At 54.0% G+C, this 22,316-nt stretch carries 20 protein-coding genes and 1 CRISPR repeat array (1 of these 21 running past the window's edge); of the genes, 9 read left to right on the top strand and 11 right to left on the bottom strand.

The window, feature by feature from the left end; genetic code table 11:
* Window positions 1-285 precede the first annotated feature (285 nt).
* Window positions 286-1,290: a porin gene (locus tag AC4EYZ_RS10360; RefSeq protein WP_022520796.1), complete on the bottom strand. Its 1,005-nt coding sequence runs from the start codon at window positions 1,288-1,290 to the stop codon at window positions 286-288.
* Between the two features lie 323 nt (window positions 1,291-1,613).
* On the opposite strand from AC4EYZ_RS10360, the gene AC4EYZ_RS10365 reads away from it, so the two are divergent.
* The 5 genes from AC4EYZ_RS10365 (at window position 1,614) to AC4EYZ_RS10385 (ending at window position 5,155) form a co-directional block, all read left to right on the top strand.
* A complete protein-coding gene (locus AC4EYZ_RS10365; protein ID WP_022520797.1) occupies window positions 1,614-2,777 on the top strand; it encodes a glycosyltransferase family 4 protein in 1,164 nt (387 codons plus the stop codon).
* Window positions 2,740-3,279 carry a phosphatase PAP2 family protein gene (locus AC4EYZ_RS10370; protein ID WP_022520798.1) on the top strand — a complete coding sequence of 180 codons (540 nt, stop codon included), beginning with the start codon at window positions 2,740-2,742 and terminating at the stop codon, window positions 3,277-3,279. The genes AC4EYZ_RS10365 and AC4EYZ_RS10370 overlap by 38 nt, the downstream gene beginning before the upstream one ends.
* Window positions 3,280-4,228: 949 nt before the next feature.
* Window positions 4,229-4,360: an entericidin A/B family lipoprotein gene (locus AC4EYZ_RS10375; RefSeq protein ID WP_027958157.1), complete on the top strand. Its 132-nt coding sequence runs from the start codon at window positions 4,229-4,231 to the stop codon at window positions 4,358-4,360.
* A gap of 5 nt (window positions 4,361-4,365) precedes the next feature.
* Entirely contained in the window at window positions 4,366-4,893 is a 528-nt protein-coding gene (locus AC4EYZ_RS10380; RefSeq protein ID WP_027958156.1) for a YqiA/YcfP family alpha/beta fold hydrolase, read from the top strand.
* Between the two features lie 88 nt (window positions 4,894-4,981).
* A complete protein-coding gene (locus AC4EYZ_RS10385) occupies window positions 4,982-5,155 on the top strand; it encodes a DUF6435 family protein (protein WP_007111925.1) in 174 nt (57 codons plus the stop codon).
* Between the two features lie 326 nt (window positions 5,156-5,481).
* On the opposite strand, the gene ntrC is transcribed toward AC4EYZ_RS10385, so the two are convergent.
* The 4 genes from ntrC to AC4EYZ_RS10405 form a co-directional block, all read right to left on the bottom strand.
* A complete protein-coding gene (gene ntrC, locus AC4EYZ_RS10390; protein WP_022520802.1) occupies window positions 5,482-6,909 on the bottom strand; it encodes a nitrogen regulation protein NR(I) in 1,428 nt (475 codons plus the stop codon).
* Window positions 6,906-7,964: a nitrogen regulation protein NR(II) gene (gene glnL, locus AC4EYZ_RS10395; RefSeq protein WP_027958155.1), complete on the bottom strand. Its 1,059-nt coding sequence runs from the start codon at window positions 7,962-7,964 to the stop codon at window positions 6,906-6,908. The genes ntrC and glnL overlap by 4 nt, the downstream gene beginning before the upstream one ends.
* Window positions 7,965-8,322: 358 nt before the next feature.
* The gene (locus AC4EYZ_RS10400) at window positions 8,323-8,496 is read right to left on the bottom strand and encodes a hypothetical protein (RefSeq protein ID WP_022520803.1); all 174 of its coding nucleotides are present in this window, start codon (window positions 8,494-8,496) and stop codon (window positions 8,323-8,325) included.
* Window positions 8,433-8,585, bottom strand: coding sequence for a DUF4124 domain-containing protein (locus tag AC4EYZ_RS10405; RefSeq protein WP_309599327.1), 153 nt, complete (start codon window positions 8,583-8,585; stop codon window positions 8,433-8,435). Before AC4EYZ_RS10405 ends, AC4EYZ_RS10400 begins: the two co-directional genes overlap by 64 nt.
* On the opposite strand from AC4EYZ_RS10405, the gene AC4EYZ_RS10410 reads away from it, so the two are divergent.
* On the top strand, window positions 8,535-8,660 hold the full coding sequence (locus AC4EYZ_RS10410; RefSeq protein ID WP_255200397.1) for a hypothetical protein: 126 nt from the start codon (window positions 8,535-8,537) through the stop codon (window positions 8,658-8,660). The two genes, AC4EYZ_RS10405 and AC4EYZ_RS10410, sit on opposite strands and share 51 nt — an antisense overlap.
* A 112-nt stretch (window positions 8,661-8,772) precedes the next feature.
* Here AC4EYZ_RS10410 and glnA read toward each other — a convergent pair whose 3' ends face one another.
* Entirely contained in the window at window positions 8,773-10,179 is a 1,407-nt protein-coding gene (glnA, locus tag AC4EYZ_RS10415) for a glutamate--ammonia ligase (RefSeq protein ID WP_022520804.1), read from the bottom strand.
* 533 nt (window positions 10,180-10,712) lie between these two features.
* Here glnA and AC4EYZ_RS10420 point away from each other — a divergent pair.
* Window positions 10,713-11,336: a hypothetical protein gene (locus AC4EYZ_RS10420; RefSeq protein WP_022520805.1), complete on the top strand. Its 624-nt coding sequence runs from the start codon at window positions 10,713-10,715 to the stop codon at window positions 11,334-11,336.
* 61 nt (window positions 11,337-11,397) lie between these two features.
* On the opposite strand, the gene AC4EYZ_RS10425 is transcribed toward AC4EYZ_RS10420, so the two are convergent.
* Window positions 11,398-12,426 carry an acyltransferase family protein gene (locus AC4EYZ_RS10425; protein ID WP_022520806.1) on the bottom strand — a complete coding sequence of 343 codons (1,029 nt, stop codon included), beginning with the start codon at window positions 12,424-12,426 and terminating at the stop codon, window positions 11,398-11,400.
* Window positions 12,427-12,578: 152 nt separating this feature from the next.
* Between AC4EYZ_RS10425 and AC4EYZ_RS10430 the strand changes: the two genes are divergently transcribed.
* A complete protein-coding gene (locus tag AC4EYZ_RS10430) occupies window positions 12,579-13,547 on the top strand; it encodes an alpha/beta hydrolase (protein ID WP_138800154.1) in 969 nt (322 codons plus the stop codon).
* 66 nt (window positions 13,548-13,613) lie between these two features.
* On the top strand, window positions 13,614-13,922 hold the full coding sequence (locus AC4EYZ_RS10435) for a hypothetical protein (protein ID WP_138800153.1): 309 nt from the start codon (window positions 13,614-13,616) through the stop codon (window positions 13,920-13,922).
* A 42-nt stretch (window positions 13,923-13,964) separates the two neighbouring features.
* On the opposite strand, the gene AC4EYZ_RS10440 is transcribed toward AC4EYZ_RS10435, so the two are convergent.
* From AC4EYZ_RS10440 to AC4EYZ_RS10455, 4 genes are all read right to left on the bottom strand, one after another.
* Complete coding sequence (locus AC4EYZ_RS10440) at window positions 13,965-15,068, bottom strand: M48 family metallopeptidase (RefSeq protein ID WP_342584545.1); 1,104 nt, start codon at window positions 15,066-15,068, stop codon at window positions 13,965-13,967.
* On the bottom strand, window positions 15,068-16,276 hold the full coding sequence (locus tag AC4EYZ_RS10445) for a DUF898 family protein (RefSeq protein ID WP_400672490.1): 1,209 nt from the start codon (window positions 16,274-16,276) through the stop codon (window positions 15,068-15,070). Before AC4EYZ_RS10445 ends, AC4EYZ_RS10440 begins: the two co-directional genes overlap by 1 nt.
* A 670-nt stretch (window positions 16,277-16,946) precedes the next feature.
* Complete coding sequence (locus tag AC4EYZ_RS10450; RefSeq protein WP_490204256.1) at window positions 16,947-17,981, bottom strand: IS110 family RNA-guided transposase; 1,035 nt, start codon at window positions 17,979-17,981, stop codon at window positions 16,947-16,949.
* Between the two features lie 389 nt (window positions 17,982-18,370).
* Entirely contained in the window at window positions 18,371-19,342 is a 972-nt protein-coding gene (locus AC4EYZ_RS10455) for an SEL1-like repeat protein (RefSeq protein WP_490204257.1), read from the bottom strand.
* Between the two features lie 138 nt (window positions 19,343-19,480).
* Window positions 19,481-22,316: a CRISPR direct-repeat array (repeat unit 28 nt; unit sequence TTTCTGAGCTGCCTGCACGGCAGCGAAC); it runs 374 nt beyond the window's last position.

Below are 22,316 nucleotides of genomic sequence, written 5' to 3' on the forward strand. Positions count from 1 at the left end.
TGTTCAGACACTTTAGCAGCAAAGATAGCCTACCAGCGACATTTCGTCTCCATGGTAAAAGTATTGCCTTACCCCCCTCTCCCTAAATTTATATTGAGAGGAATAACTCACCGAGAAAAAGAGCGCCTCTTTTAAGGCAGGCAAGTAAAGCATAAAATATAAAAACGCTAAAAACCGGTGTGGAATTATCCACACCGGTAAAGATCGAAACATGCGAGCTAACTAAAAGCTAAAGAACTAATGCAAAAAACTAATGCAACACTACCGCTAACATCACTCTATTAATTAGAAGTGATAGCGAGCGCCTAATGCGTAGTACATATCTTCTTCGAAGTCATTAACAGCATCCAGGTTACGATCGTTCAGCTCAAGGAACATATCGAAATTGCTAGACAGCTTGTACATTGACCCTAGCGCCCAAGCGTTACGCTCATCGCTAGCGCCGTCTACGTCGATGTTGTAGTAATCGGCGAAGAACTTCCAGGAATCGATGGCGTACGTAGCACCAACGCCGATTTTATCGAAACCACCACCGTTAACATCGTCATCACCGCGGGTTTCATAACCTACACGAGCAGCGAAAGCATCTGTAACAGCAAACTCGCCCGTAGCGCCATAACGCACTTCACCGTTACCGCCACCACGTACCGTATCTTCCACATAGCCAAGCGCTAAACGAGCTGGGCCTGTTTCGTAGACAACACCACCCTGAGTGGCGATAACGGATCCTTCGGAAGTCTGCTCGGCTTCAGTCAAACCACGCTCAGAGAAGTGCTTGGCAGAAATAACCGCCTGAAAACCACTCATTTTAGGCGTTTTATAGCCAATAGAGTCGCCGCGTGCCTGGGTACCACCACCCGCAAACTCGTAGCCGCGCTCAACGTAAACATCGAACGGCGTCATCACGTAGTTATCGTAGAAACTGTTGTAGTTCCCGGCCATAAAGGTACCGAACTGCTGGCTTTCCAGGCCTAGGTAGCTGTTACGTACCTCATCGAAACCAGAGGATGTATTACGCTCATCACCCGTAAAACGCCACTCTACACGGGCGAATGCACGCAGGTCAGAGGAAATCTGGTGGCCAGCGGTAATCCGTAAACGCGAGCCGAAATTACGGAACTCTTCGCCGTTATCAACACCGTTGTCAACACCACCGCCTTCAAGACCCATAGCGATGCGACCATAGATTTCGAGATCGGTACCGTCTTGGTCATAAACGGTTGCTGCTTGTGCTGCAGAGGCTGCCAATAAACCGCTAACGGCTAGGGCCAGTGTCGTTTTTTTAAACATGATCGTTCCCATTGAAGTAGTTAATGCTTGCGCTTGCGAAGGCACAATGAAGGACGAATAACGCCTCAACACAGGGAACCTTAAAGGAGTTATGTTTCATTAATCTTAAAGTTTTATTTTTTGGGAACTTATTTTTTTATGCGATATTAAATAAAACTGCCATCCAAATTTAACATTGAACTGATATTAGAACAGATGGCTGTAGCACTTTGTCTACTAGCCTATTTATTTAAGCGTGTCATCACTTATTCACCTGTTTGTCTCGGCAGTGTCATTCACCCCACCCACACTGTACGAAAACGTGATAAAGGGATGAATCGCTCATGCGGCTCTGCATCGTTAGTGAGACATGGTCACCGGACATCAATGGCGTTGCCCATACGCTGAGCCGGTTAAGCTATGAACTTAACCGGCAAGGAGTGCCGGTGGATGTGATCCGCCCTCGGCCACGATCTGCGGGTAATGCAACCGGTATTAACCGCGAGCTACAGGTGCAGCGCCTTGCCCTACCTGGCTACACCGATGTGCAGGTAGGGCTGGTTAGGCCCGTTACACTGCGCCGCTTTTGGCGCCAACATCGCCCCGATATCATCTATGTAGCGACCCAAGGCCCTCTCGGCTGGGCGGCACGCCAAGCGGCACGGCAACTCAATATCCCCCTGGTAGCGGGCTGGCACACCAACTTTGACCACTACTGTGAAGATTATGGCGTCAATTGGTTGGCCTCGACCACACGCCGCTACCTGCGCTACTTCCATAACGGCTGTGACCTAACGTTAGTGCCTACTCATCAGCAGGCTAAAGCACTGCAGCGTCAAGGGATTCGGGGGGTTCATGTGCTGTCACGCGGGCTGGATGGCGAGCGCTTTTCACCTGCCCACCGTGACCCTTCATTACGCGAACGCTGGGGAGTTAGCGAGCATCAGCCGGTGGCCCTTTACGTTGGCCGACTAGCCGCAGAAAAAAATCTCACCTTGCTCCATGAAAGCCTTCAAGCCATGCGTGAGGTGCGGCCCGATATCGCCCAAGTGATCGTCGGCGATGGCCCCGCACGGGCACAGTTGGAAAAGGCGCTGCCCGACGCCCACTTCACCGGCTTTGTGGGGCAGGGATCGCTTGCTCGCCACTATGCCAGCGCCGACCTGTTTATTTTCCCCTCGCTTTCAGAAACCTGGGGCAATGTGGTGGCGGAAGCCATGGCCAGCGGCTTAGCCGTGGTGGCCTATGATCATGCAGCCAGCGCTGAGCTCATTAGCAGCGGCCACAACGGTGTCACCGTACCCGCTGGCAATAGCACCGCTTTTCAACAGGCAGCAGTTGAGTTGTGCCAACACCCAGCTGACTACGCTCGTTTAGGCCGAGTAGCGCGTTTACGCGCCCTTGAGCAGAGTTGGACAGGTATTGCCGAGCAGTTTTTGCGTTACTTACACCAAGCCCAGGAGGCTCATCATGCGCCCGCGTCCGCTTGTCGTATTCGATCGTCTTGACCTGCTGGAGTGGCAGTTCTGCCAGCGCATTGCGCGGCTATCGATCTACCGCCCCTGGCGAATCACGCTTCAGGCCGCCAGCCGCTTAGGCGATTGGCCTATTTGGGTGCTGCTGATTCTCGCCCAGCCCTGGCTTCAACCCAATGGCGCCTGGCGCGTACTGCAGTACAGCGTTATCGCTCTATTTGCCGTGGCGGTTTATCGACTGGTGAAAACTCGCTTATGCCGTGAGCGACCCTTCATTACCTATAGTGAAGGCATCGAGTGCTGTGAACCTGCCCGCGACCGTTACAGTTTTCCCAGCGGCCACACCATGCACGCGGTGATGTTTAGCGTCTTGGTCGCCGCCCACACGCCCTGGCTACTACCGGTGGTATTGCCATTAACGCTTCTAATAGCGGTCTCACGGGTAGGCTTAGGGCTGCACTATGTCAGCGATGTACTGGCAGGGGCAGCGATGGGCTACGCTTTTGCCTTGGCCAGCCTGTATTGGATGGGGTAAAGCGCGTCCTGCCCCCTTAATAGACAACCCTTTGATGGACAGCCAGCGCAAAAACGCCCGCATAAGCGGGCGTTTTACTTTCAAGGCAGATAGTTAAACGTCGGGCGGCATGTCATCGCGTTCATCAATACTGGCCGTAAACGATGTCTTAAACATCATATACACGCCCACGCCTGAAAACCCTAAGAACAAAACAAACATGCATAACATCAATGCCATCGCCATAATCTTGTCCCTGATCGTGCGCGGTCGTTACGTTGACGTTTTCTAACCGCTGCATTTTGGTTTCATCGAAGGATAGACCAAAATCACACTTTTTTCTGTACAAAAGCTGTGCAAAAACCAGAGCCTTATAGAAAGTACTTATCTATCAAATAATTATTTAAATCACACATGCGAAAAAACCACCTCACTTGCATGAGATGGTTGATTCGCATCGGTCCGCTCCCTGGTTTGATGAACAGCGCCTCCTTACGCTGCAACCAGTGAGTGGGCTAATTGTCCCTTAAACATCCTGTTCGTTTTTCGGCTTCCTGCCTTCCATTTTGCTGTTAGCCCACTCACTCAGTTACTGGTGAAAAATGTTAACTCGACTAGCGTTAAGTGACTGAATTTAAAAATGACTTACTTTATTCATTTGCGAGTATTTACTTGGTTTCTTGCTGGATTCTACTTAGTAACTGCAGGCAATGAGCCAAACCATGCCAATAACGAATATAAACATTAAAAAACAATTACTTAAAACAATAAAAAGTGAATGACAAAGCACTCTCCACCTCTATTTTCCATGTATAGAAGTGGCACATGCGACATAAACATACGGTTTCGAGGCACACTGCTATGCTTCCTTGTGTTTAAACGTATTGAAAACCGTAGCGTATCGTCACGACAGAGGGTATTTTTGCTTTCTACTCCTTTCACTAACGGTATGCCTTCGAAGGAGGCTTTTATGAAACGCACTATCGCCCTCGGCTTCGTGATGGTGGTGACCCTGATGCTGGTCAGTGGCTGTAATACCATTCGCGGTGCGGGTGAAGACCTTCAACAGGGTGGCGAAGCTATCCAGCGTGCAGCGAGCTAACCGTTATGATGACCGTTTATCTATCCCATGGCCTTGAGAGCGGGCCAGGCGCACTGAAAACCCAGGCAATGAAAGGTGTTGCGCAAAAGCTGGATGACTGTGAGCCGGTGGTCATGGATTATCGAGGCATAGCAGAGCCACAGCAACGCCTTGAATACCTGCTGAGAGTATTAGCCGAGCGCGGAGATGATCCTGCCCAGTGTGTGCTGGCAGGCTCAAGCTTGGGGGGTTGGCTAAGCGCGGCAGTTAGCGCTCAGCAGCCGGTGTTGGGCTGCTTTCTGCTGGCGCCTGCGTTGGGACTTGCCGACTATCCGGAAACGTCACCGGTTATTCAGGCGCAGCACAGCCATATTATTCACGGCTGGCGGGATGATGTGGTTGCCCCTGAACCGGTGATCGAACGTGCTCGTCTTCAGCGCCTATCGCTGCGGATGGTTGACGACGATCACCGCCTGCACGCGAGCCTGGAGACTATTTTATGTGATTTTGAGCGCTTCTTATGCCAGTGCGCCACGCCTAATCACTACGATTAGCAAGGCTAGTTAAAGCAAACATTCGACACGAGCACTTCAATCCTATACAAATAGTGTACAAGAGACATTGATAGCGAGGAGATTGCTCATGTTAGGTATGTTTAAGCGTGACCCCAAAAAGAAGCTTCAACAAGAGTATGAGCGCAAACTACAAGCCGCCATGGAGGCTTCACGCAATGGCGATATGCGTGCCAATGCCACACTTACTGAAGAAGCAGAAGCGTTACTTGCCGAAATCAGGCGCATTGAAGCGACACAATAACTGCCATAGACAACGCTGTTGCTGCCCAGCGTCACTTCGGCAGCCTACCCAAGCCCAGGGTAGTGGTGGCAGGATGAGCAGCCACTCACCAGTAGCGACTGCACTTTGCCCAACCCCACCACCCTAGCCGATGCGGTATATATACTCGCTGGCGACTAGGAGCCTGTCTGGCTTGGCCGATCGTCGCGAGAAGCACGAATTTTGAGCCAAATTTATCGATCGATTGAGGCGAATAGCGTGCTATTTAACGAAATCGATCGAATAAAGTTGGCCAAAATACCGGGATTCGCAGTAGATCAGTGTTAAGCCAGACAGGCTCCTAACGTTTACTCGTCAGCGAGTGCCGGTAGCAGTGTTTTCAGTTTACGCGTGAGCGTATTGCGCCCCCAGCCCAGCAGCTCGGCGGCTTCCCCTTTGCGCCCGCCGGTATGTTTTAGCGCTGTCTCAATCAGAATCCGCTCAAAATCGGGCACCGCTTCTTCCAGTAGATGGGTATGGCCTTCGGCCAGGGCATGATCCGCCCAGTCACGAAACGCCGTGCGCCAATCGCCGTGGGCGCTGCTTTCAGAAGCGCTGGGTGAACGCAGCTCCGGCGGTAGATCTTCAACCAGAATCTCACGCCCTGATGCCATCACGGTGAGCCAACGGCAGATATTTTCTAACTGCCGCACGTTGCCGGGCCACGGCAAACGCGTTAGGTGGGCTTCCGCTTCGCTGGTCAGCACCTTGATATCGGTCGTCAGCTCTTTCGCCGCTTCAGCTAAAAAGTGCCGCGTTAAACGAGGGATATCTTCGCGGCGCTCGGCAAGCTTGGGCAGGTGAATACGGATCACGTTCAGGCGGTGGAACAAATCCTCCCGGAAGCGGCCGTCATCCACCAACACTTCTAGGTTTTGGTGGGTGGCAGCAATAATGCGCACATCCACTTTGACCGGCGTATGCCCGCCAACGCGATAGAACTCTCCATCGGCCAGCACGCGCAGTAGCCGCGTTTGGGTTTCAGCGGGCATATCGCCTATTTCGTCTAAAAATAGCGTACCGCCGTTGGCTTGCTCAAACCGCCCCTGGCGCTGCTGGGTCGCCCCGGTAAAAGCCCCCTTCTCGTGACCAAACAGCTCAGACTCAATCAAATCACGGGGAATCGCCGCCATATTGAGGGCAATAAACGGCTTGCCCGCACGAGGGCTATGCTGATGGAGTGCCTGGGCAACGCGCTCTTTGCCGGTTCCCGACTCCCCATTAATCAACACCGTGATGTGGGAGTGCGAGAGGCGACCAATGGCACGGAACACCTCCTGCATGGCGGGCGCTTCACCGATAATTTCGGCGTTCAAGCCTTCCGGCACGGTCACCGGACGCTGGCGTTCACGGGCGTGAGCCACGGCGCGACGTACCAGCGCCAGGGCCTCGTCAACATCGAACGGCTTGGGCAGGTATTCAAATGCCCCGCCCTGATACGAGGCCACGGCGCTGTCCAGGTCGGAGTGCGCGGTCATCACGATCACCGGCAGGTCAGGATGCGCTTCGCGTACCCGGGACATTAGATCCAGCCCGTCGATACCTGGCATACGAATATCGGTAACCAGCACGTCGGGTGGGTTTTCCAACAAACGTGTCAGGGCAACGTCGGCGCGCTCGATACACTCAACGTCAAGGTCGGGTTGCGCCAAGGCGCGCTCCAGCACCCAGCGGATAGCGCGGTCATCATCGACAATGACCACCCGCGCAACATCATTACGTGCAGCCTCAGTCATGACGCTTCTCCGGTGAAATTAATAACCATGGGAATCAGTAAACGAAATTCGGTGTGTCCAGGACGTGAATCGCATTCAATCAATCCTTGATGTTGGTGCAAAATCGACTGGGCAATAGAGAGCCCAAGGCCGCTGCCTTCCGCGCGTCCCGACACCATGGGATAAAACAGTGTTTCCTGCAGCGTATCGGGAATGCCGGGGCCGTTATCGATCACGGCGACTTCACTGACCAGCCGGTGACGTTCGGCGCCAAGCGTAAACTGGCGACGGGCACGGGTGCGTAGTATTAAAGTGGGCTCCGGCGTTTGTGCATCGCTCATGGCCTGTACCGCATTGCGCGCCACATTGAGCACCGCCTGAATCATTTGCGATTCATCGCCGGAAAGATCGGGCAAGCTGGGGTCGTAATCACGGCTGATTGTCACACTAGGGTGTTCGGCAATCAGCAGCGCCCGCACTCGCTCCAGCACCTTATGGATGTTGACTGGCTCGTGTTTAAGCATCCGGTTAGGGCCGAGCATGGAGTCGACCAGGTCGCGCAGCCGATCCACCTCTTCAACAATGATATGGGTATATTCGCGCAGCGCCGGGTCGTCTAGATCACGCTCTAGTAGCTGTGCTGCCCCGCGAATGCCACCCAGCGGGTTTTTGACTTCATGGGCGAGCCCGCGGGCGAGCACCTTGATGGTCTCCTGGCGTGTGGTTAGCGCCTCTTCTCGGGAGATCTGCATCAGCCGATCCCGCGGCTCTACTTCCAGTAACAGCTCATCGTCGGATAAGGGCGTCACCGTGTAGTCCACCGTGAGCGGTTCGCTATTCAACGGGGTAATGCGTGCTTCACGCTGGGTATAGGGGTGAAACGCATCCCGCGCCTTGGCCAATACTTCGTCAATGCTTACATCCCCGCCAAGTAGCGTATCCAGGCTGATGCCGTGAACACGGCTAAGGCTGACCGCTAACAACGCTTCAGCGGCAGGGTTCATCCATCGCACACGCAGTTCGCCGTCTAGCAGCAATACCGCTGTGGTGAGATGCTCAAGCAAACGCTGATGCATGGTGGTGTCCTGAAAAATCGCGTCTTCCATCGCCGATACAGACCTACAGGTGGATGATCAATGAGGGAGCTGCAAAAAGCGCGCCAACTATACGTTTATGTCCATTTGCACGGCTTGCGGGCATCGCAGCGAAAGAGCGCGAATCGTTTTAGCGCACTTGCCGTGCCAAATGCTCCTGCTCATGCACCACTTTAGTGCACCCAGGTTTTGGTAGGTAATACTTAGGGCTGTTTTTTTGATCGCGTTTATTAAAGCGCTCTTAAGGAACCGTAATCGTCACCGCTGCCGTGCGGTGCTGTAAACGCTGGCTGCTCTCCAGCATTCTGCCTGGATCTCGTGCCCCCTTGCGGCAGGCACGTTAACCAGAAGACATCGCTGTGCGCGCTTTCTGGCTAATCTCGCCATTCACCAACAGCCGTACCTGATGGTCGTCGCGCAACGGTGGCGCAATAACCACCTCCACCACGGTCATTCCCTCTTCCACCTGTGCGCCTTGCTGGGGCAGAGCGATGGAAAAGTGGTCGCAGGGCATAAAGGGCTGCTTGGGTTATCGGTAAAGGTAACGTTGCCGTGCTGATCGGTCACCCGATACACCGCCTGCCCGAACGCCGTGCCACCCACTCCCCCACGCCCAAGAGAGCTACCAGCACACTGCTCATCGCCCCTCTGGCACGCTTCTCAGCCTCCCAGCAATAAAAAAACCCCGCCGTAGCGGGGTTCTATTGGCAATCATTGTTACCACCGCCTGGCTGATAGTAACAGCCAGAGGCGAGGAACGCTGATTAGCAGCTGTACTTAACAGCTGTACTTAACAACTGTAGTACATATCAAACTCGATGGGGTGAGTGGTCATACGAATACGCTCCACTTCTTCCATCTTGAGGTCGATGTAGGCATCGATCATTTCGTCGGTGAACACGCCACCTTCGGTCAAGAACGCACGGTCAGCGTCGAGGGCTTCCAGTGCTTGATCCAGGCTGTGCGCCACAGTCGGTACTGACTTGCCTTCTTCTGGCGGCAGGTCGTACAGGTTTTTGTCCATGGCATCGCCAGGGTGGATCTTGTTTTTGATACCGTCGATACCCGCCATCAACATGGCAGAGAACGCCAGGTAAGGGTTGGCAGTCGGATCAGGGAAGCGCGCTTCCACACGCTTGCCTTTCGGGCTGGCGGTGTAAGGAATACGGATTGAAGCCGAACGGTTGCGGGCACTGTAGGCCAGCATGACCGGCGCTTCAAAGCCAGGAACCAGACGCTTGTATGAGTTGGTAGAAGCGTTAGTAAAGGCGTTCAGGGCACGGGCGTGCTTGATGATGCCGCCGATGTAGAAAAGCGCCATTTCAGACAGACCAGCGTACTCGTCACCGGCGAACTGGTTGTTGCCATCTTTCCAGAAAGACTGGTGAACGTGCATACCCGAACCGTTATCACCGACCAGCGGCTTCGGCATAAAGGTGGCCGTTTTGCCATACGCGTGGGCCACGTTGTGGATCACGTACTTCATTTCCTGAACTTCGTCAGCTTTCTTCACCAGCGTGTTGAACTTAACGCCGATTTCGTTCTGACCTGCGTTGGAAACCTCGTGGTGGTGTACCTCGACGGTCTGACCAATCGCTTCCAGGGTATTACACATTGCGCCACGAATATCGTGGAAGCTATCGACCGGAGGAACCGGGAAGTAGCCGCCTTTAACGCGCGGGCGGTGGCCAAGGTTGCCGCCTTCAACGACACTGTCGGTTGCCCAAGCGCCTTCGTCGGAGGTGATTTTGTACATGGAGCCCTGGATATCAGACTTCCAATGCACTTCGTCAAAAATAAAGAATTCAGGCTCAGGACCGAAGAACGCGGTGTCGCCCAGGCCAGTAGACTGCAGGTAAGCTTCTGCGCGCTTAGCGATAGAGCGCGGGTCACGATCATAGCCCTGCATAGTGGCCGGCTCGATGATGTCACAGCGCAGCACCAGCGTCGCATCTTCGGTGAAGGGGTCAAGGTAGCCCGTACCATCTTCCGGGCGCAGAATCATGTCGGATTCGTTAATGCCCTTCCAACCTTCAATAGAAGAGCCATCGAACATTTGGCCATTCTCGAAGAATTCTTCGTCTACATCGCGCGCAGGCACGGTCACGTGCTGTTCTTTACCGCGAGTGTCGGTGAAACGCAGGTCTACCCATTTAACATCGTGTTCTTCAATTAGCGCGAGAGTCTTGGCTGACATAGTGTCCTCCGGTATGAGCGTGGCTTAAAGCTAACGACAGTAAGCTACCGATAAAAGTGTTGTTCGACAAAATACGTGCTAAACCGCACGTTTGTCATTCTTGTTCGCTCAACGTTTGCCTGACATTGGTTAACAAATCGCTCAGCGAGCATTTCAGACCGGCTATCGTTTTAGCACGCCGCAGGGCTTATGCCTACGGCCCGCTAGCCGCTTGCAAATACAATGCAGAGAACATGCCAACACTGCACCAATATGGCATAAAAAAACAACAACTATCTGTTTTATAAACATTAAAAAATGGCTTCGAATGCCTCTTGATGACGCATAACGGCGCAACAGGCTATTCTGAACCGTCTAAAAAACCTCTTATGCACCAAAATATAACAAAAATAATGCCGCGCGCCCCATTAAAGTGCACAAGTCATACTTAGCGCTGTTTTTTAGCTCGCAAATTTTTTTACTTGCTACGCAAATAAACCAGATACTACAATAAATTACAATTTGATAGATTTGCTCACAATCGGAGTCGGCAAATGGGATCGGTCTGCTTTATCGTTGATGCCATGGTGACGGGTGAAATGTTGCCACGCCACTTAAAATCCATACGTGAATCCGGTGTCGCCGACCACTTGCTGCCCATTTTGGTGACAGCCACTCAAGCGCAAGCACGCCTGAGTGCTATTGAACAGCGCTACCATGCTCATTCGCTGATTACACCATCAAGGCCGCTGGGGGCTCGCTTGAATAAAGCCGCGTTTACCAGCCAAGCAGAGTGGCTCATCATTGCGCTACAGAAAAAACCACTGCCTGCGGAGCTTTGGTGTGCACTCTATTCACAGCTCAACACTTACACCCTTGACGCCTTGATTATTGGCCTCACCCGGCCATCGCTGTCGGAACGCATCCTGAGGCGCTTATTGGCCAGTGCTTTACTTTTGCCGCCCTACATTGCCGTGAGGCGAGCCTGGCTAGAACGCTTGGGTGGGTTTGACCCTGAGCTGGACGATAACAGCGCGATCGACGATTTTCTGCAACGTTTACACGCCTGCCCTACGCGTTTAAAAACCTACAACGGAAACCTGCTTAGACTAACGAAAGAGCCAGAAAACCCTTTTCTGGCTAACGCCCCGGTTACGGCTTTCACTCCACGCCCATAATGCGTTTTCTGCCGCTATCTACCGATATCATCCACAGATACCATCCACCGCCACTCTCTGACTAACTTACCTTTAGTCGCTTGCCGAACAGCATGGCGCCCAGTGTCGTGGTATTGGCGAGCTTATTAAGCCCCACTGACCCCACCACACCAACCGCCATAAGCGCCAGTGCATACACGCCAATGGGCAACGACAACGGCTCGACAGCCAGATCAGCGAGCACAAAGAACATGGGGTGAGCCAAGTAAATGCCAAACGAATACGCATTAATGTGGCGCACCCACAAAGGCGCAGGACGCCCGGCCAAGTAGCGCATGGCACACAGCGTGAACAGCACGAAGAAAGGAATGACCCACACCTCTTTGGAAGAGAAGGCCAGCCAACCTGCAAAGGTCGCGGCAATAATCAGCGCCACCATTAGCACCAACCAGACCGGGCGGGCCATTTGCTGCATCCAGGCAGGCCGCGCCAGCATCACGCTCTCAGGGGGTAGCGGGTAGTAGCGCACCAGCACCAGGGCAAGAAAAAACACATAGATCCAACCCAGTGGAGCAATCCACAGCAGATAGCCGGGCAGGTCAACCTCAAACCAGTAAGCCAACCCCCAATACGCCATGCTGATCACACAAGCGCCCCACAGCCACGGCACCGGGTTCAAACGCCACAGCTGCCAACGGGTAAACAGCCAATAGGCCACATAAAACTGCATCGCAATAATCAAAAAATAGCCATGCCAGCCCGCGTACACATAATACTCAATGGCGTTGGCCACGAACCCCACCGGCTCATCCGATGGCTGTTGGCTTAGCCATTCAGCCGTCGAATAAATAAAGCCATACACAAAATAGGGCACCATTACATACTTCACGCGCTGGGCAAGGAATCCTTCCGGCACGGATTTATCGTAGCGAACGGCAAACACAAAGATCGCAATAAACAGGAAAATCGGGGTACCCAACACCAGCGGTATGCGCATCAAATCGGTGGCAACGTTATCGAGGCGCTGATTGACATGATCTAGTAAGTGAAACAAAAAAACGGCTATACAGCCGTAAGCACGCAACCAATAGATCTCTTCAATTTTGCGCATTGGGCCTCCCGCCTCGACCTACTCCTACCCTGGCATTTTGCATGGCGATGATGAATGACTATGCTAACTGACTGTCTTATATGGCTATGATGAACAATAAAAGCCTTCGCGCTGTCCGACCCCATTGAACAGTTTTAATTCCCGGAGGAAACGTGTTCATCCCCAAGCCACCAGTATTCTCGTACCGATTTCACGCCCTACTTACGGCATTTATTGGCTGGCTAACGTTCAGTGGCCATAGCTTAGCCAGCGAGGTTGAACACCATCAGTTTTTCTCGCCCACGCTAGGTTACGACTACCCCTACAGTATTTATTTACCCGACAATTATGACGCCCAAGCGACAGACGCGTATCCGGTCGTTTATATGCTGCACGGCTCATTTAACACTGACCGCGACTGGGTTTCTCGCGGCAACTTGCAGCAGGTGGCGGATAGGTTAATCGCTGCCGGGCATATTCCTCCGGCCGTTTTCATTATGCCCGGCAGTCGCAGTTGGTGGGTAGATGGCCACAACGAACCCGCCCGCAGCGCATTTTTTAACGACCTAATGCCACATGTGGAAGCAACCTACCGCGTGGGACAAGAGCGCCACCTGCGTGGCGTGGCAGGCTATTCCGCTGGCGGTTACGGTGCACTCAACTTTGCCCTGGAACGGCCTGAACTGTTTGCCGCGGTAGCCGCGCTAAGCCCCGCCAGCTACGCCCCCCTGCCGCCGCGTAACTCCACCGCCTGGCGCCACCCCTCATTTATCAATGACCAGGGCCGATTTGATCGCGAGCTGTGGCAAAACCTTAACTACACCAACTATTTGGAAGAGTATCGCCTGCGCGTAACCCCTCGCGGTACCGAAGATGAGGGCGACCTTTCCCCCGTACCGCTGTATATCAGCGCCGGGCGAAGCGACGTTTATGATGCTGAATTTCACGCCCGCATACTGCGTCAAGCCATGGAACGCATCCAGCCCAACGATGTGCGCCTCGACCTCTACCCCGGTGGCCATACATGGAAAGTATGGCGCGCCAGCCTACCGGCAGCGCTAAACTTTCTCTTTCAATACGTGGGGCAAGAAAACAGCCCAGTGGTGGAGACCAACAGGGCGGAGGATGAACAGCATACATAACCCCATTGAAGGCACTACACTGAAACTACACTCATCACGTCATTCAGCAAGACAAGGAAGACAGCGATGCACCAGCATATCGAATGGGACGAACCTGGCAGCGCCAGTGTTATGCAGTACTTTAAAAAACACCCGGATCAAAGCAGCCAACCCGACCCGGGCGACATCATTTCCGCACGCTACCAAGGCGCCATGGTGCGCGTCAAAGTAGAAGCCTACCGAGAAGATGACGCCGTCAGCATCGGCGAAGTCGCCGCCATCATCGACACCAACGGCGGCCGCCACCAAAGCCACGACAAGCTGGAAGTCGGCCACATCGTCCGGGTACCCGACGACAAACGCGCGATGGAAAAATGGGGAGACGACGAAACATAAGCATGAAGAGTGGCGCGGTTCTCGATACAGCGTTAACAGCCTTTAATCGCAGATCGCTTGCAAGGCCGCCCATTCAGCTGGCGTTAGAATCGCAGTAGTACCGCCTTGGCTTTCAGCTAATTGCTGGGCCTGGGTACCGCGCCAGCTGGAATCAGGGTGTGTAGATAAATGCTCGGGGGTAGCAATATCACCGTCCTCCAGCCCCTCGATCCGCGTAAAAAAGTTTGCAAACCCAGCTGCATCAACTTCCGCCGTAGCGAGCATTTCGAGAGCAAAACGGTCTGCCTCGACTTCAGCCTCCCGGCTATAAGAAGCAGTAAGCAAATGCTCACCCACCACCGCGGCACCCGCAAGATCGCCAAAAACCATGCTAAGCAGCCCCGCAGCCCCCGCCGCCCGTAATGCTTGCCGCATTGGGTCTCGCCGCTCCACATGACCAATTTCATGAGCCAGAACCCCCGCCACCTCCTCGGGGGTCTCAGCCTCTTCCAGTAATGCACTCAGGATTATCACCTGCCCGCCGGGAGCGGCAAACGCATTGACTTCAGAATGATCGAAAACCTGAATGTCTATGGCGTAGTGCATATCACGCCCTACAGTCAGCCTCTCCAGCATCGCATCTAGCGCCGCCACCCCCTCAGGAGAATCGCAGCGCTGCATGCTTGCATTTGAACTACTTAGCACCCATTCGATTTGCTGGGTAACGGCTTTACCAAACGCAACTTCGCGCTCGATCGGAATAGCCTGAGCCAGGATATTGGCCATGCCCGGCAAAATAACGAACAGCATCAACGCAATGGCCGCCACCGCGCCCGTTCCCCATCCTGCCATGCGCAGCCAGGTTCTTTTACGGACATCACGGCGGAAAAGATCAGGCTGTGTGGCACGCAACCAAGCAATAAAGTCGTTATCAGTGACAATAAGCCGTGCCGGATCTCTCTCGTCAACAGACGAGACATAACGGGTCAAGGTCAGCTGTGTTGCACTCGAACTATCACGAAGAGCACGAAGATCGGCGAGTTCCCAGCGAGCAGGTTCAGCTAGCGTTTCTGCGTGGATGACCAGCGCCTGCTGGTCATCTAACACCGAAATGCACACCTCATGACGATAGGCCGTCACGCCGTCAAAGAATTGCGCCTGCAACATTAAAATGCGCCAGCGACATCGAGTGCATCCGCCACGCCCTCAGCACCAACGGCATCATCTGCCTGACGCTGCTGGATTTGATGTAAAGGCTCGGGGTTTATGATACTAAACGTCTGAACATAATGACCCAGTATAGGCTGAGTAATCATCACCATTTTCATTGCCTGAAACAGCAAGAATAAAAAGATATAGCTCAGCGCACCACCGACGAGGGCAAAAGTGACTGACGAAATACCAAAATCAAAAACGGCCGTCATAACGCTTATTATAAATAACGACATCACCCCCATCCCGACACCTGCAATTAAGTAGATCCGGATAATAGCCCCCGTTCTAGGCTCAGCCTTAAAGCTAACCTCCTCGCCTAACGTCTTGTGAGAAGTCATATAAGCAAAACTCTTAACCTGGTAATACACAACACCGATAGCCACCCAAATGCTACCAACAAAAAGAATGGCTGACGCCAAGCCGTCATAACCCCAAGCAAAAACACCTCCGCTTACCAGCAGAATGACGATGCCTATAAACAAATGCGTTAGCGACGAGTAAAGACGCGGCCAAGACCCACCTTGCTTAATACGAACATCACCATAGTAACTCCGCTCAGCCATATACTGCTCTAACTTGAACGTAGCCAGCGGGGCCAGCGCACCCAATGTTATGACCGTCAGCAACCTGTAGCCGATGGCACGGATCACATACCCCCAAGCGCCTTTTTCCATACTAAAACGAATGCCGCACCACCGCGTTCGACTCATCATGTATCGGCGTTTCTGATAACTGGCATAAAAAAGAAGAGGCAAAACAGCAATGACATGCATATACACAACTATTAGATAGCGGACTTGCTCCGCCGGATTAGTAGCACTCGACGAGACGTTAAACATCGAAAGGCCGAAGTAGAAGAGCAGCATCTGGAGAACGCCGAGATACAACGCCAGGATAACCAGGGCAATGAGAAAGCCAATAAACTTCTCAAGCCCTGTTCCCGTGTACTCCAAGGCAGAATCATTGGCGCTTGTAGAGCCCCAAAGATACTGACGGATGCGAGTCGTTTGCCAGAAACGGTAAATCCCCAAAGTAAGGATAGTGAGTAAGCCGGTCTTAAAAACCAGAAAGAAAAGCGAGAGACTATCGGGCTCTTGACGAGCGGCCACGCTTTTCGGTTCAGACGCTAAGTGATGAGTGTCCATGCGGGAAAGATCCATGTCTTTTAACGTTAGTGATATAGCTTAATTTGACGTCTAGCTAAATAAGTATATCTCAACGCTGCACAAAAACTAAGTAGGCTTTGCCATTAATTGCAATTAGATAACCAGAAACCGGCAGAAGGACTCAATGCTCGCCACTTATGACGGTTCATGCACATTTCGAGTAGCGCGGCGTAAGCGTTAGCGCACCCGCGACGGCGGCCCGGCGCGAAAGCACCGCGCAGCGGTGCCATGGGCACATATCTTTAAGCCAGCTTTACAACTGCCTTGGCTGAAACGCACTGTAGATGGGGAGACTCCAACTCCCACACCTTCTTCTGAGCTGCCTGGGCGGCAACACCCACTTTGTCACTCATTACGGATCATGCACATTTCAAGTAGCGCGTATATGGACTCCTCCTCGTCTGCAAGCACAAAAGGTTATAGCGGCACGGTCGACTGCTAGCGTATATCCGGTCTCGTAAAAGATGCCTAACGTGTGGGCATCGGACCTTAATGGGCTATTCGCACGTCGGGTACCCTCAGCGTAAACGAGCTCTATGGCTCTACGCGCTACACGGTATGGCCCGACGTCGGTTCGACCTGTTCGCCATCTCTCTTTTGGTGGTGCAGTCGGGGCGGTAGGAACACCGGTTAAAGGTTCAACATTGATGGTCGCGTCGCCTGCTTAAGCGGCGGCGGACAACTCAGGGTTATACGGGACCTCGTAACGTGTGACGGCCCACGCCATACGCGCTGTCTTATTGGCGAGAGCCACGATCGCCACGTTGCGATGTTTGCGCACGGCAAGGTGCTTGATCCACTGGCTGAGTCCGTCGTCTTTTTTCACCGCATAACGAAGGACGGCGCGGGCGCCATGTACCAGCAGCTTGCGTAAGTAACTATTGCCACGTTTACTGATCCCCAACAGGCGCTCTCGTCCGCCCGTGCTATGTTGACGCGGGGTCAGCCCTAACGAGGCGGCAAAGTCGCGTCCTCGCTTGTATATAGCGCCGTCACCCAGCACACCCGATAAGGCACTGGCGGTGATGGGGCCAATGCCGCGGAGGGTCATCAAGCGCTTGGCAACCGGGTCGGTATTGGCATGCGTTTCAATGGCGGACGTTAACTGCGCAACACGCTCGTCTAAATAACGTAAGTCATCCGCTAAGTCGGCCAATAGGCGGCGAAAGCGGTCACTGAGCCCGTTGGTGGCATCCTCCAGCCAAAGAGGCAGCGCCCGCCGTAACTGCTGAATACCGGTGGGGGCAATAAACCCATACTCACTGATGAGGCCACGGATTTGATTGGCCTTCGCTGTGCGCTGGCTAATCAGCTCTTCACGGATCCGGTGGGTGGCCTGGCTGTCCTGTTGATCAACGATTTTTACGGCCACGAAGCGCATCGTGGGACGGCCTAATGCTTCACAAATCGCTTCAGCATCTGCCCGATCATTTTTATTCGTTTTAACGTAAGGCTTCACGAATTGGGCCGCAATGAGCTTCACATGGTAGCCACGCGCTTGAAGTTCGCGCGCCCAATAATGCGCCGCTGCACATGCTTCCATGCCGATGGTGGCGTCTTGAGGAACGCGCCGACAGACAGCCTCCAGCCACTTGGCCCGGGTATATTTACCTCGCCATTGAGGCTTCTCATGCCGGTCAACGCCATGTACGTGAAAGACAGACTTTGCGATATCCACACCAACTCGGCTAATGTTCATATGGGCTTCTCCTGACTCTCAAGCTGATAGTTTTCCAACCACCTACCAGTATGGCGCACTGACGCCGGAGTAGGGTGAGGAGGAGTCCATCCCATTGCGTAAGCGTTAGCGCAGCGGTGCCAAGGGAAGCCAGCTCCAAAACTGCTTGGGCGGCAACGCACCAGTTGTACCTGCAGTGAATGCAATCTGCATTAAAGATCCTATATGGCCTAAAAATCTCACCGAGCGGTATTATCTGCTGCATTTTCAATGCAAGTAGCAACAGCTACCTGACTATTTCTGAAATCAAACAAAATGCAAAGCCATCTACCCTGTCCCCACAACGCACATTATCTTGCATTTCTTTGGGAAGAAAAATCGGCTCGGAATGGCGAGCCGATGAATCACTGTTATGGCCAGGTACTGATATCTTTCAATGTAGGTAACGGTGTTCTCGCACGCCACTCACTCGCTATGTGTTGTCCTTCAGTGAGCTGTTCACGCGAAAGTTCGTTAGCAATGGCCTCACGATTTTGGTGAGCCTGTCCATGTCCTTGCGCCGCTGCAAGATTGTTCAGCACATTAGCCATGACTGGATTACGGCTTACCCCTTCGCCATTGTAGTAGCTGACCCCAAGGTTGTACTGCGCGTCAGCATGTCCCTGTTCGGCGGCTTTTCGGTACCACTCGGCGGCCGTTGAGGCGTTTTGAGGGACTCCCTCGCCGAGGTCGTACATGACCCCAAGGTTGTACTGCGCGTCAACAATGACGCCAAAAGTGTACTGCGCATCGGCATCGCCCTGCTCAGCGGCTTTTCGGTACCACTCGGCGGCTGTTGAGGCGTTCTGGGTAACTCCCTCGCCAGTGCGATACATATTGCCAAGATTGAACTGCGCCCGGGCTTCTCCCTGTTCGGCGGCCCGGCGATACCACTCAACGGCCGTTGAGGCGTTCTGGGAGACCCCCGCACCGTTGGCATACATACTGCCAAGATCGGTTTGAGCGATGGCATTGCCCTGCTCAGCGGCCCAGCGATACCACTCAGCGGCCGTTGAGGTGCTCTGGGGAACTCCTTCGCCGTATTCATACATGAGGCCAAGACTTAGCTGCGCGTCGGCATCGCCCTGTTCAGCGGCTTTTCGGTACCACTCGGCGGCTGTTGAGGCGTTCTGGGTGACTCCCTCGCCGAGGTCGTACATGACGCCAAGAGTGTACTGCGCGTCGGCATCGCCTTGTTCAGCCAACGGCTCCAAATACTTCAGAGCGGTGGCGTAATCACCATTGTTATAGGCCTCGGTTCCTGCCTTCACTGGCTGACCCAGTATAGGAGGCGCCAGAGTAATCGCGGCGGCGAGAACAATGGCTTTATTCAACGAGTGCATAAGTGGAAATCCCTTTTTAAAGAATGCTCCTATGCTATCAATTTTAATTAAGAAAAGGTTCAGCTATTCAGGGATGAAGTACGATACTGAGCCAGCAATAAACTCAGTATCCCGCATTACCTTGAGTTTTTTTGGAGCTTTCTGGGCTGCCTGAGCGGCAGCGCACACCTAAGCAAGGGTGCCAAGCATCCATCAGAATTTTCTGAGCTGCCTGCACGGCAGCGAACCAAAAAGCAGATAATGGTCAGCCGCAGCTTTGTTTCTGAGCTGCCTGCACGGCAGCGAACCCCGGCGGTCAAGGCCCATAGCTCCCCTTTCATTTCTGAGCTGCCTGCACGGCAGCGAACATCGGTCGTGCGGGTAATGCGCGATTGAATCTTTTCTGAGCTGCCTGCACGGCAGCGAACATGGTCGTTGCGCCTATTGCGGGGAAGATCTATTTCTGAGCTGCCTGCACGGCAGCGAACGAGCCTGTGCGGGGGTTATTGCCTTGAAGATTTTTCTGAGCTGCCTGCACGGCAGCGAACGGTATGTAAACGCGCATCGTCTAGCGCCTCTTTTTCTGAGCTGCCTGCACGGCAGCGAACAACGAGATCCAAGCACTAATGTCCCGCGTGATTTTCTGAGCTGCCTGCACGGCAGCGAACGGGCGCGTGATGATTTTCGATTGCTCGCCCAGTTTCTGAGCTGCCTGCACGGCAGCGAACGCTGGGTGCGAAATAGCCACGTTATGCGCTCTTTTCTGAGCTGCCTGCACGGCAGCGAACACAGTAAGTGCCGCCTGCTTAGACCTCCCTGATTTCTGAGCTGCCTGCACGGCAGCGAACGATGCCTACATCCGTCGTTACACCGACATTCATTTCTGAGCTGCCTGCACGGCAGCGAACGCGTCCACGTTGTCATCGTTTAGCCGCCTCCATTTCTGAGCTGCCTGCACGGCAGCGAACAGATCCGTGATGCCCTGTTTGACGCCTTAGAGTTTCTGAGCTGCCTGCACGGCAGCGAACGCCTCGACTACCTCGCTGATTACGCTGTCGATTTTCTGAGCTGCCTGCACGGCAGCGAACTAACAGCCGCGAATCTCATTTTCTCCGTTGTATTTCTGAGCTGCCTCCACGGCAGCGAACCCTCGCCTTTATAGAAAATCCCTACCCGATAATTTCTGAGCTGCCTGCACGGCAGCGAACGTCAGCATCGGTTAGCTCTTCCCATTTGAGCATTTCTGAGCTGCCTGCACGGCAGCGAACCAATGGGCAGATCTTTATCGGCTCCCCCAATTTTTCTGAGCTGCCTGCACGGCAGCGAACTCCTTGTAATCGTGCTGCCGCCTCTCTCATGCTTTCTGAGCTGCCTGCACGGCAGCGAACTCCTTGTAATCGTGCTGCCGCCTCTCTCATGCTTTCTGAGCTGCCTGCACGGCAGCGAACACACTGAATATAAACACGCCTATCACCGAATATTTCTGAGCTGCCTGCACGGCAGCGAACAGGTACTCTTTGCAGCCATGCTCGGTGAAGCATTTCTGAGCTGCCTGCACGGCAGCGAACCCTGCGCTTGCTGAGAGCAATCGCGCTGTTAATTTCTGAGCTGCCTGCACGGCAGCGAACGCCAAAGCCTCGTAAGCCTCGGACTGCTCTGATTTCTGAGCTGCCTGCACGGCAGCGAACACCCTACGCCCCGGCCCCGATGCGGAGCTGGTTTTCTGAGCTGCCTGCACGGCAGCGAACTAAAGAGCTGCGGCGGCAGCTTGTTTCAATGATTTCTGAGCTGCCTGCACGGCAGCGAACTGACCACCGGCTACCAAGGGCGCGGCGTATTTTTTCTGAGCTGCCTGCACGGCAGCGAACTCATTAAGCGGCAAGCCAATTCGGCCATCATGTTTCTGAGCTGCCTGCACGGCAGCGAACTGGCCGTTGGGTGGAGGTGCTTTACACACCCATTTCTGAGCTGCCTGCACGGCAGCGAACTGATGCGAATCGTATTCACCATGCTTTTCGCATTTCTGAGCTGCCTGCACGGCAGCGAACGATCAAACCTCTCGTTTGATTCGCCCGTCTCGTTTCTGAGCTGCCTGCACGGCAGCGAACATGTTCCTAACTGACTTTGGCGACAGGATGAATTTCTGAGCTGCCTGCACGGCAGCGAACGGGGAGAGCGCAGCGTTTACGCGCCCTACTTTTTTCTGAGCTGCCTGCACGGCAGCGAACATTGCCTTCCCTCGCTTCGAGGAAGTGCTGACTTTCTGAGCTGCCTGCACGGCAGCGAACAACTGGTCGCGGGTTTCGCGCATGGCTTGGGCTTTCTGAGCTGCCTGCACGGCAGCGAACATCGACTACGACTACACGCCGGTGCCGCCGCTTTTCTGAGCTGCCTGCACGGCAGCGAACCCGAGCTCGCCCGCCGCATGGTCGAGTACGAATTTCTGAGCTGCCTGCACGGCAGCGAACTGCATTTTCTGCTCGGTGAACGGTGAGTCATTTTTCTGAGCTGCCTGCACGGCAGCGAACCGAACGCCGCGACCGTTGCGCTGCTGGATGCTTTTCTGAGCTGCCTGCACGGCAGCGAACATAAGGGCCGAAGCCCCGGTATTGCGCAGGATTTTCTGAGCTGCCTGCACGGCAGCGAACACGTCAGCGTTTGCGTTTCCACACGGGTCAACTTTCTGAGCTGCCTGCACGGCAGCGAACGCTTGCCAGCTTTGGCAACAGCATCGGCTCTTTTTCTGAGCTGCCTGCACGGCAGCGAACGCACAACTTGGCCAGCAGGCGCACTCCCTGATTTTCTGAGCTGCCTGCACGGCAGCGAACACTCCTGATCTGTCATACCAGTGCCCTTTTTTTTTCTGAGCTGCCTGCACGGCAGCGAACGCCGTCGCTTATGCTCATACAGTGGCACTCCGTTTCTGAGCTGCCTGCACGGCAGCGAACGGCGCGGGAGCCTATGAAACCGCGAGCAGCATTTTCTGAGCTGCCTG

Source organism: Vreelandella sp. 162(4c) (genome assembly GCF_058152265.1).

Excerpts from the sequence above, each read along its gene's own strand:
- AC4EYZ_RS10425 (WP_022520806.1), bottom strand. The coding sequence starts at position 12,426 with ATGCGCAAAATTGAAGAGATCTATTGGTTGCGTGCTTACGGCTGTATA.
- AC4EYZ_RS10435 (WP_138800153.1), top strand. The coding sequence starts at position 13,614 with ATGCACCAGCATATCGAATGGGACGAACCTGGCAGCGCCAGTGTTATG.
- ntrC (WP_022520802.1), bottom strand. The coding sequence starts at position 6,909 with ATGACTGAGGCTGCACGTAATGATGTTGCGCGGGTGGTCATTGTCGAT.
- AC4EYZ_RS10375 (WP_027958157.1), top strand. The coding sequence starts at position 4,229 with ATGAAACGCACTATCGCCCTCGGCTTCGTGATGGTGGTGACCCTGATG.
- AC4EYZ_RS10370 (WP_022520798.1), top strand. The coding sequence starts at position 2,740 with ATGCGCCCGCGTCCGCTTGTCGTATTCGATCGTCTTGACCTGCTGGAG.
- AC4EYZ_RS10440 (WP_342584545.1), bottom strand. The coding sequence starts at position 15,068 with ATGTTGCAGGCGCAATTCTTTGACGGCGTGACGGCCTATCGTCATGAG.
- AC4EYZ_RS10380 (WP_027958156.1), top strand. The coding sequence starts at position 4,366 with ATGATGACCGTTTATCTATCCCATGGCCTTGAGAGCGGGCCAGGCGCA.
- AC4EYZ_RS10365 (WP_022520797.1), top strand. The coding sequence starts at position 1,614 with ATGCGGCTCTGCATCGTTAGTGAGACATGGTCACCGGACATCAATGGC.
- AC4EYZ_RS10360 (WP_022520796.1), bottom strand. The coding sequence starts at position 1,290 with ATGTTTAAAAAAACGACACTGGCCCTAGCCGTTAGCGGTTTATTGGCA.
- glnA (WP_022520804.1), bottom strand. The coding sequence starts at position 10,179 with ATGTCAGCCAAGACTCTCGCGCTAATTGAAGAACACGATGTTAAATGG.
- AC4EYZ_RS10455 (WP_490204257.1), bottom strand. The coding sequence starts at position 19,342 with ATGCACTCGTTGAATAAAGCCATTGTTCTCGCCGCCGCGATTACTCTG.
- AC4EYZ_RS10385 (WP_007111925.1), top strand. The coding sequence starts at position 4,982 with ATGTTAGGTATGTTTAAGCGTGACCCCAAAAAGAAGCTTCAACAAGAG.
- AC4EYZ_RS10400 (WP_022520803.1), bottom strand. The coding sequence starts at position 8,496 with ATGCCCTGCGACCACTTTTCCATCGCTCTGCCCCAGCAAGGCGCACAG.
- AC4EYZ_RS10420 (WP_022520805.1), top strand. The coding sequence starts at position 10,713 with ATGGGATCGGTCTGCTTTATCGTTGATGCCATGGTGACGGGTGAAATG.
- AC4EYZ_RS10450 (WP_490204256.1), bottom strand. The coding sequence starts at position 17,981 with ATGAACATTAGCCGAGTTGGTGTGGATATCGCAAAGTCTGTCTTTCAC.
- AC4EYZ_RS10445 (WP_400672490.1), bottom strand. The coding sequence starts at position 16,276 with ATGGATCTTTCCCGCATGGACACTCATCACTTAGCGTCTGAACCGAAA.
- glnL (WP_027958155.1), bottom strand. The coding sequence starts at position 7,964 with ATGCATCAGCGTTTGCTTGAGCATCTCACCACAGCGGTATTGCTGCTA.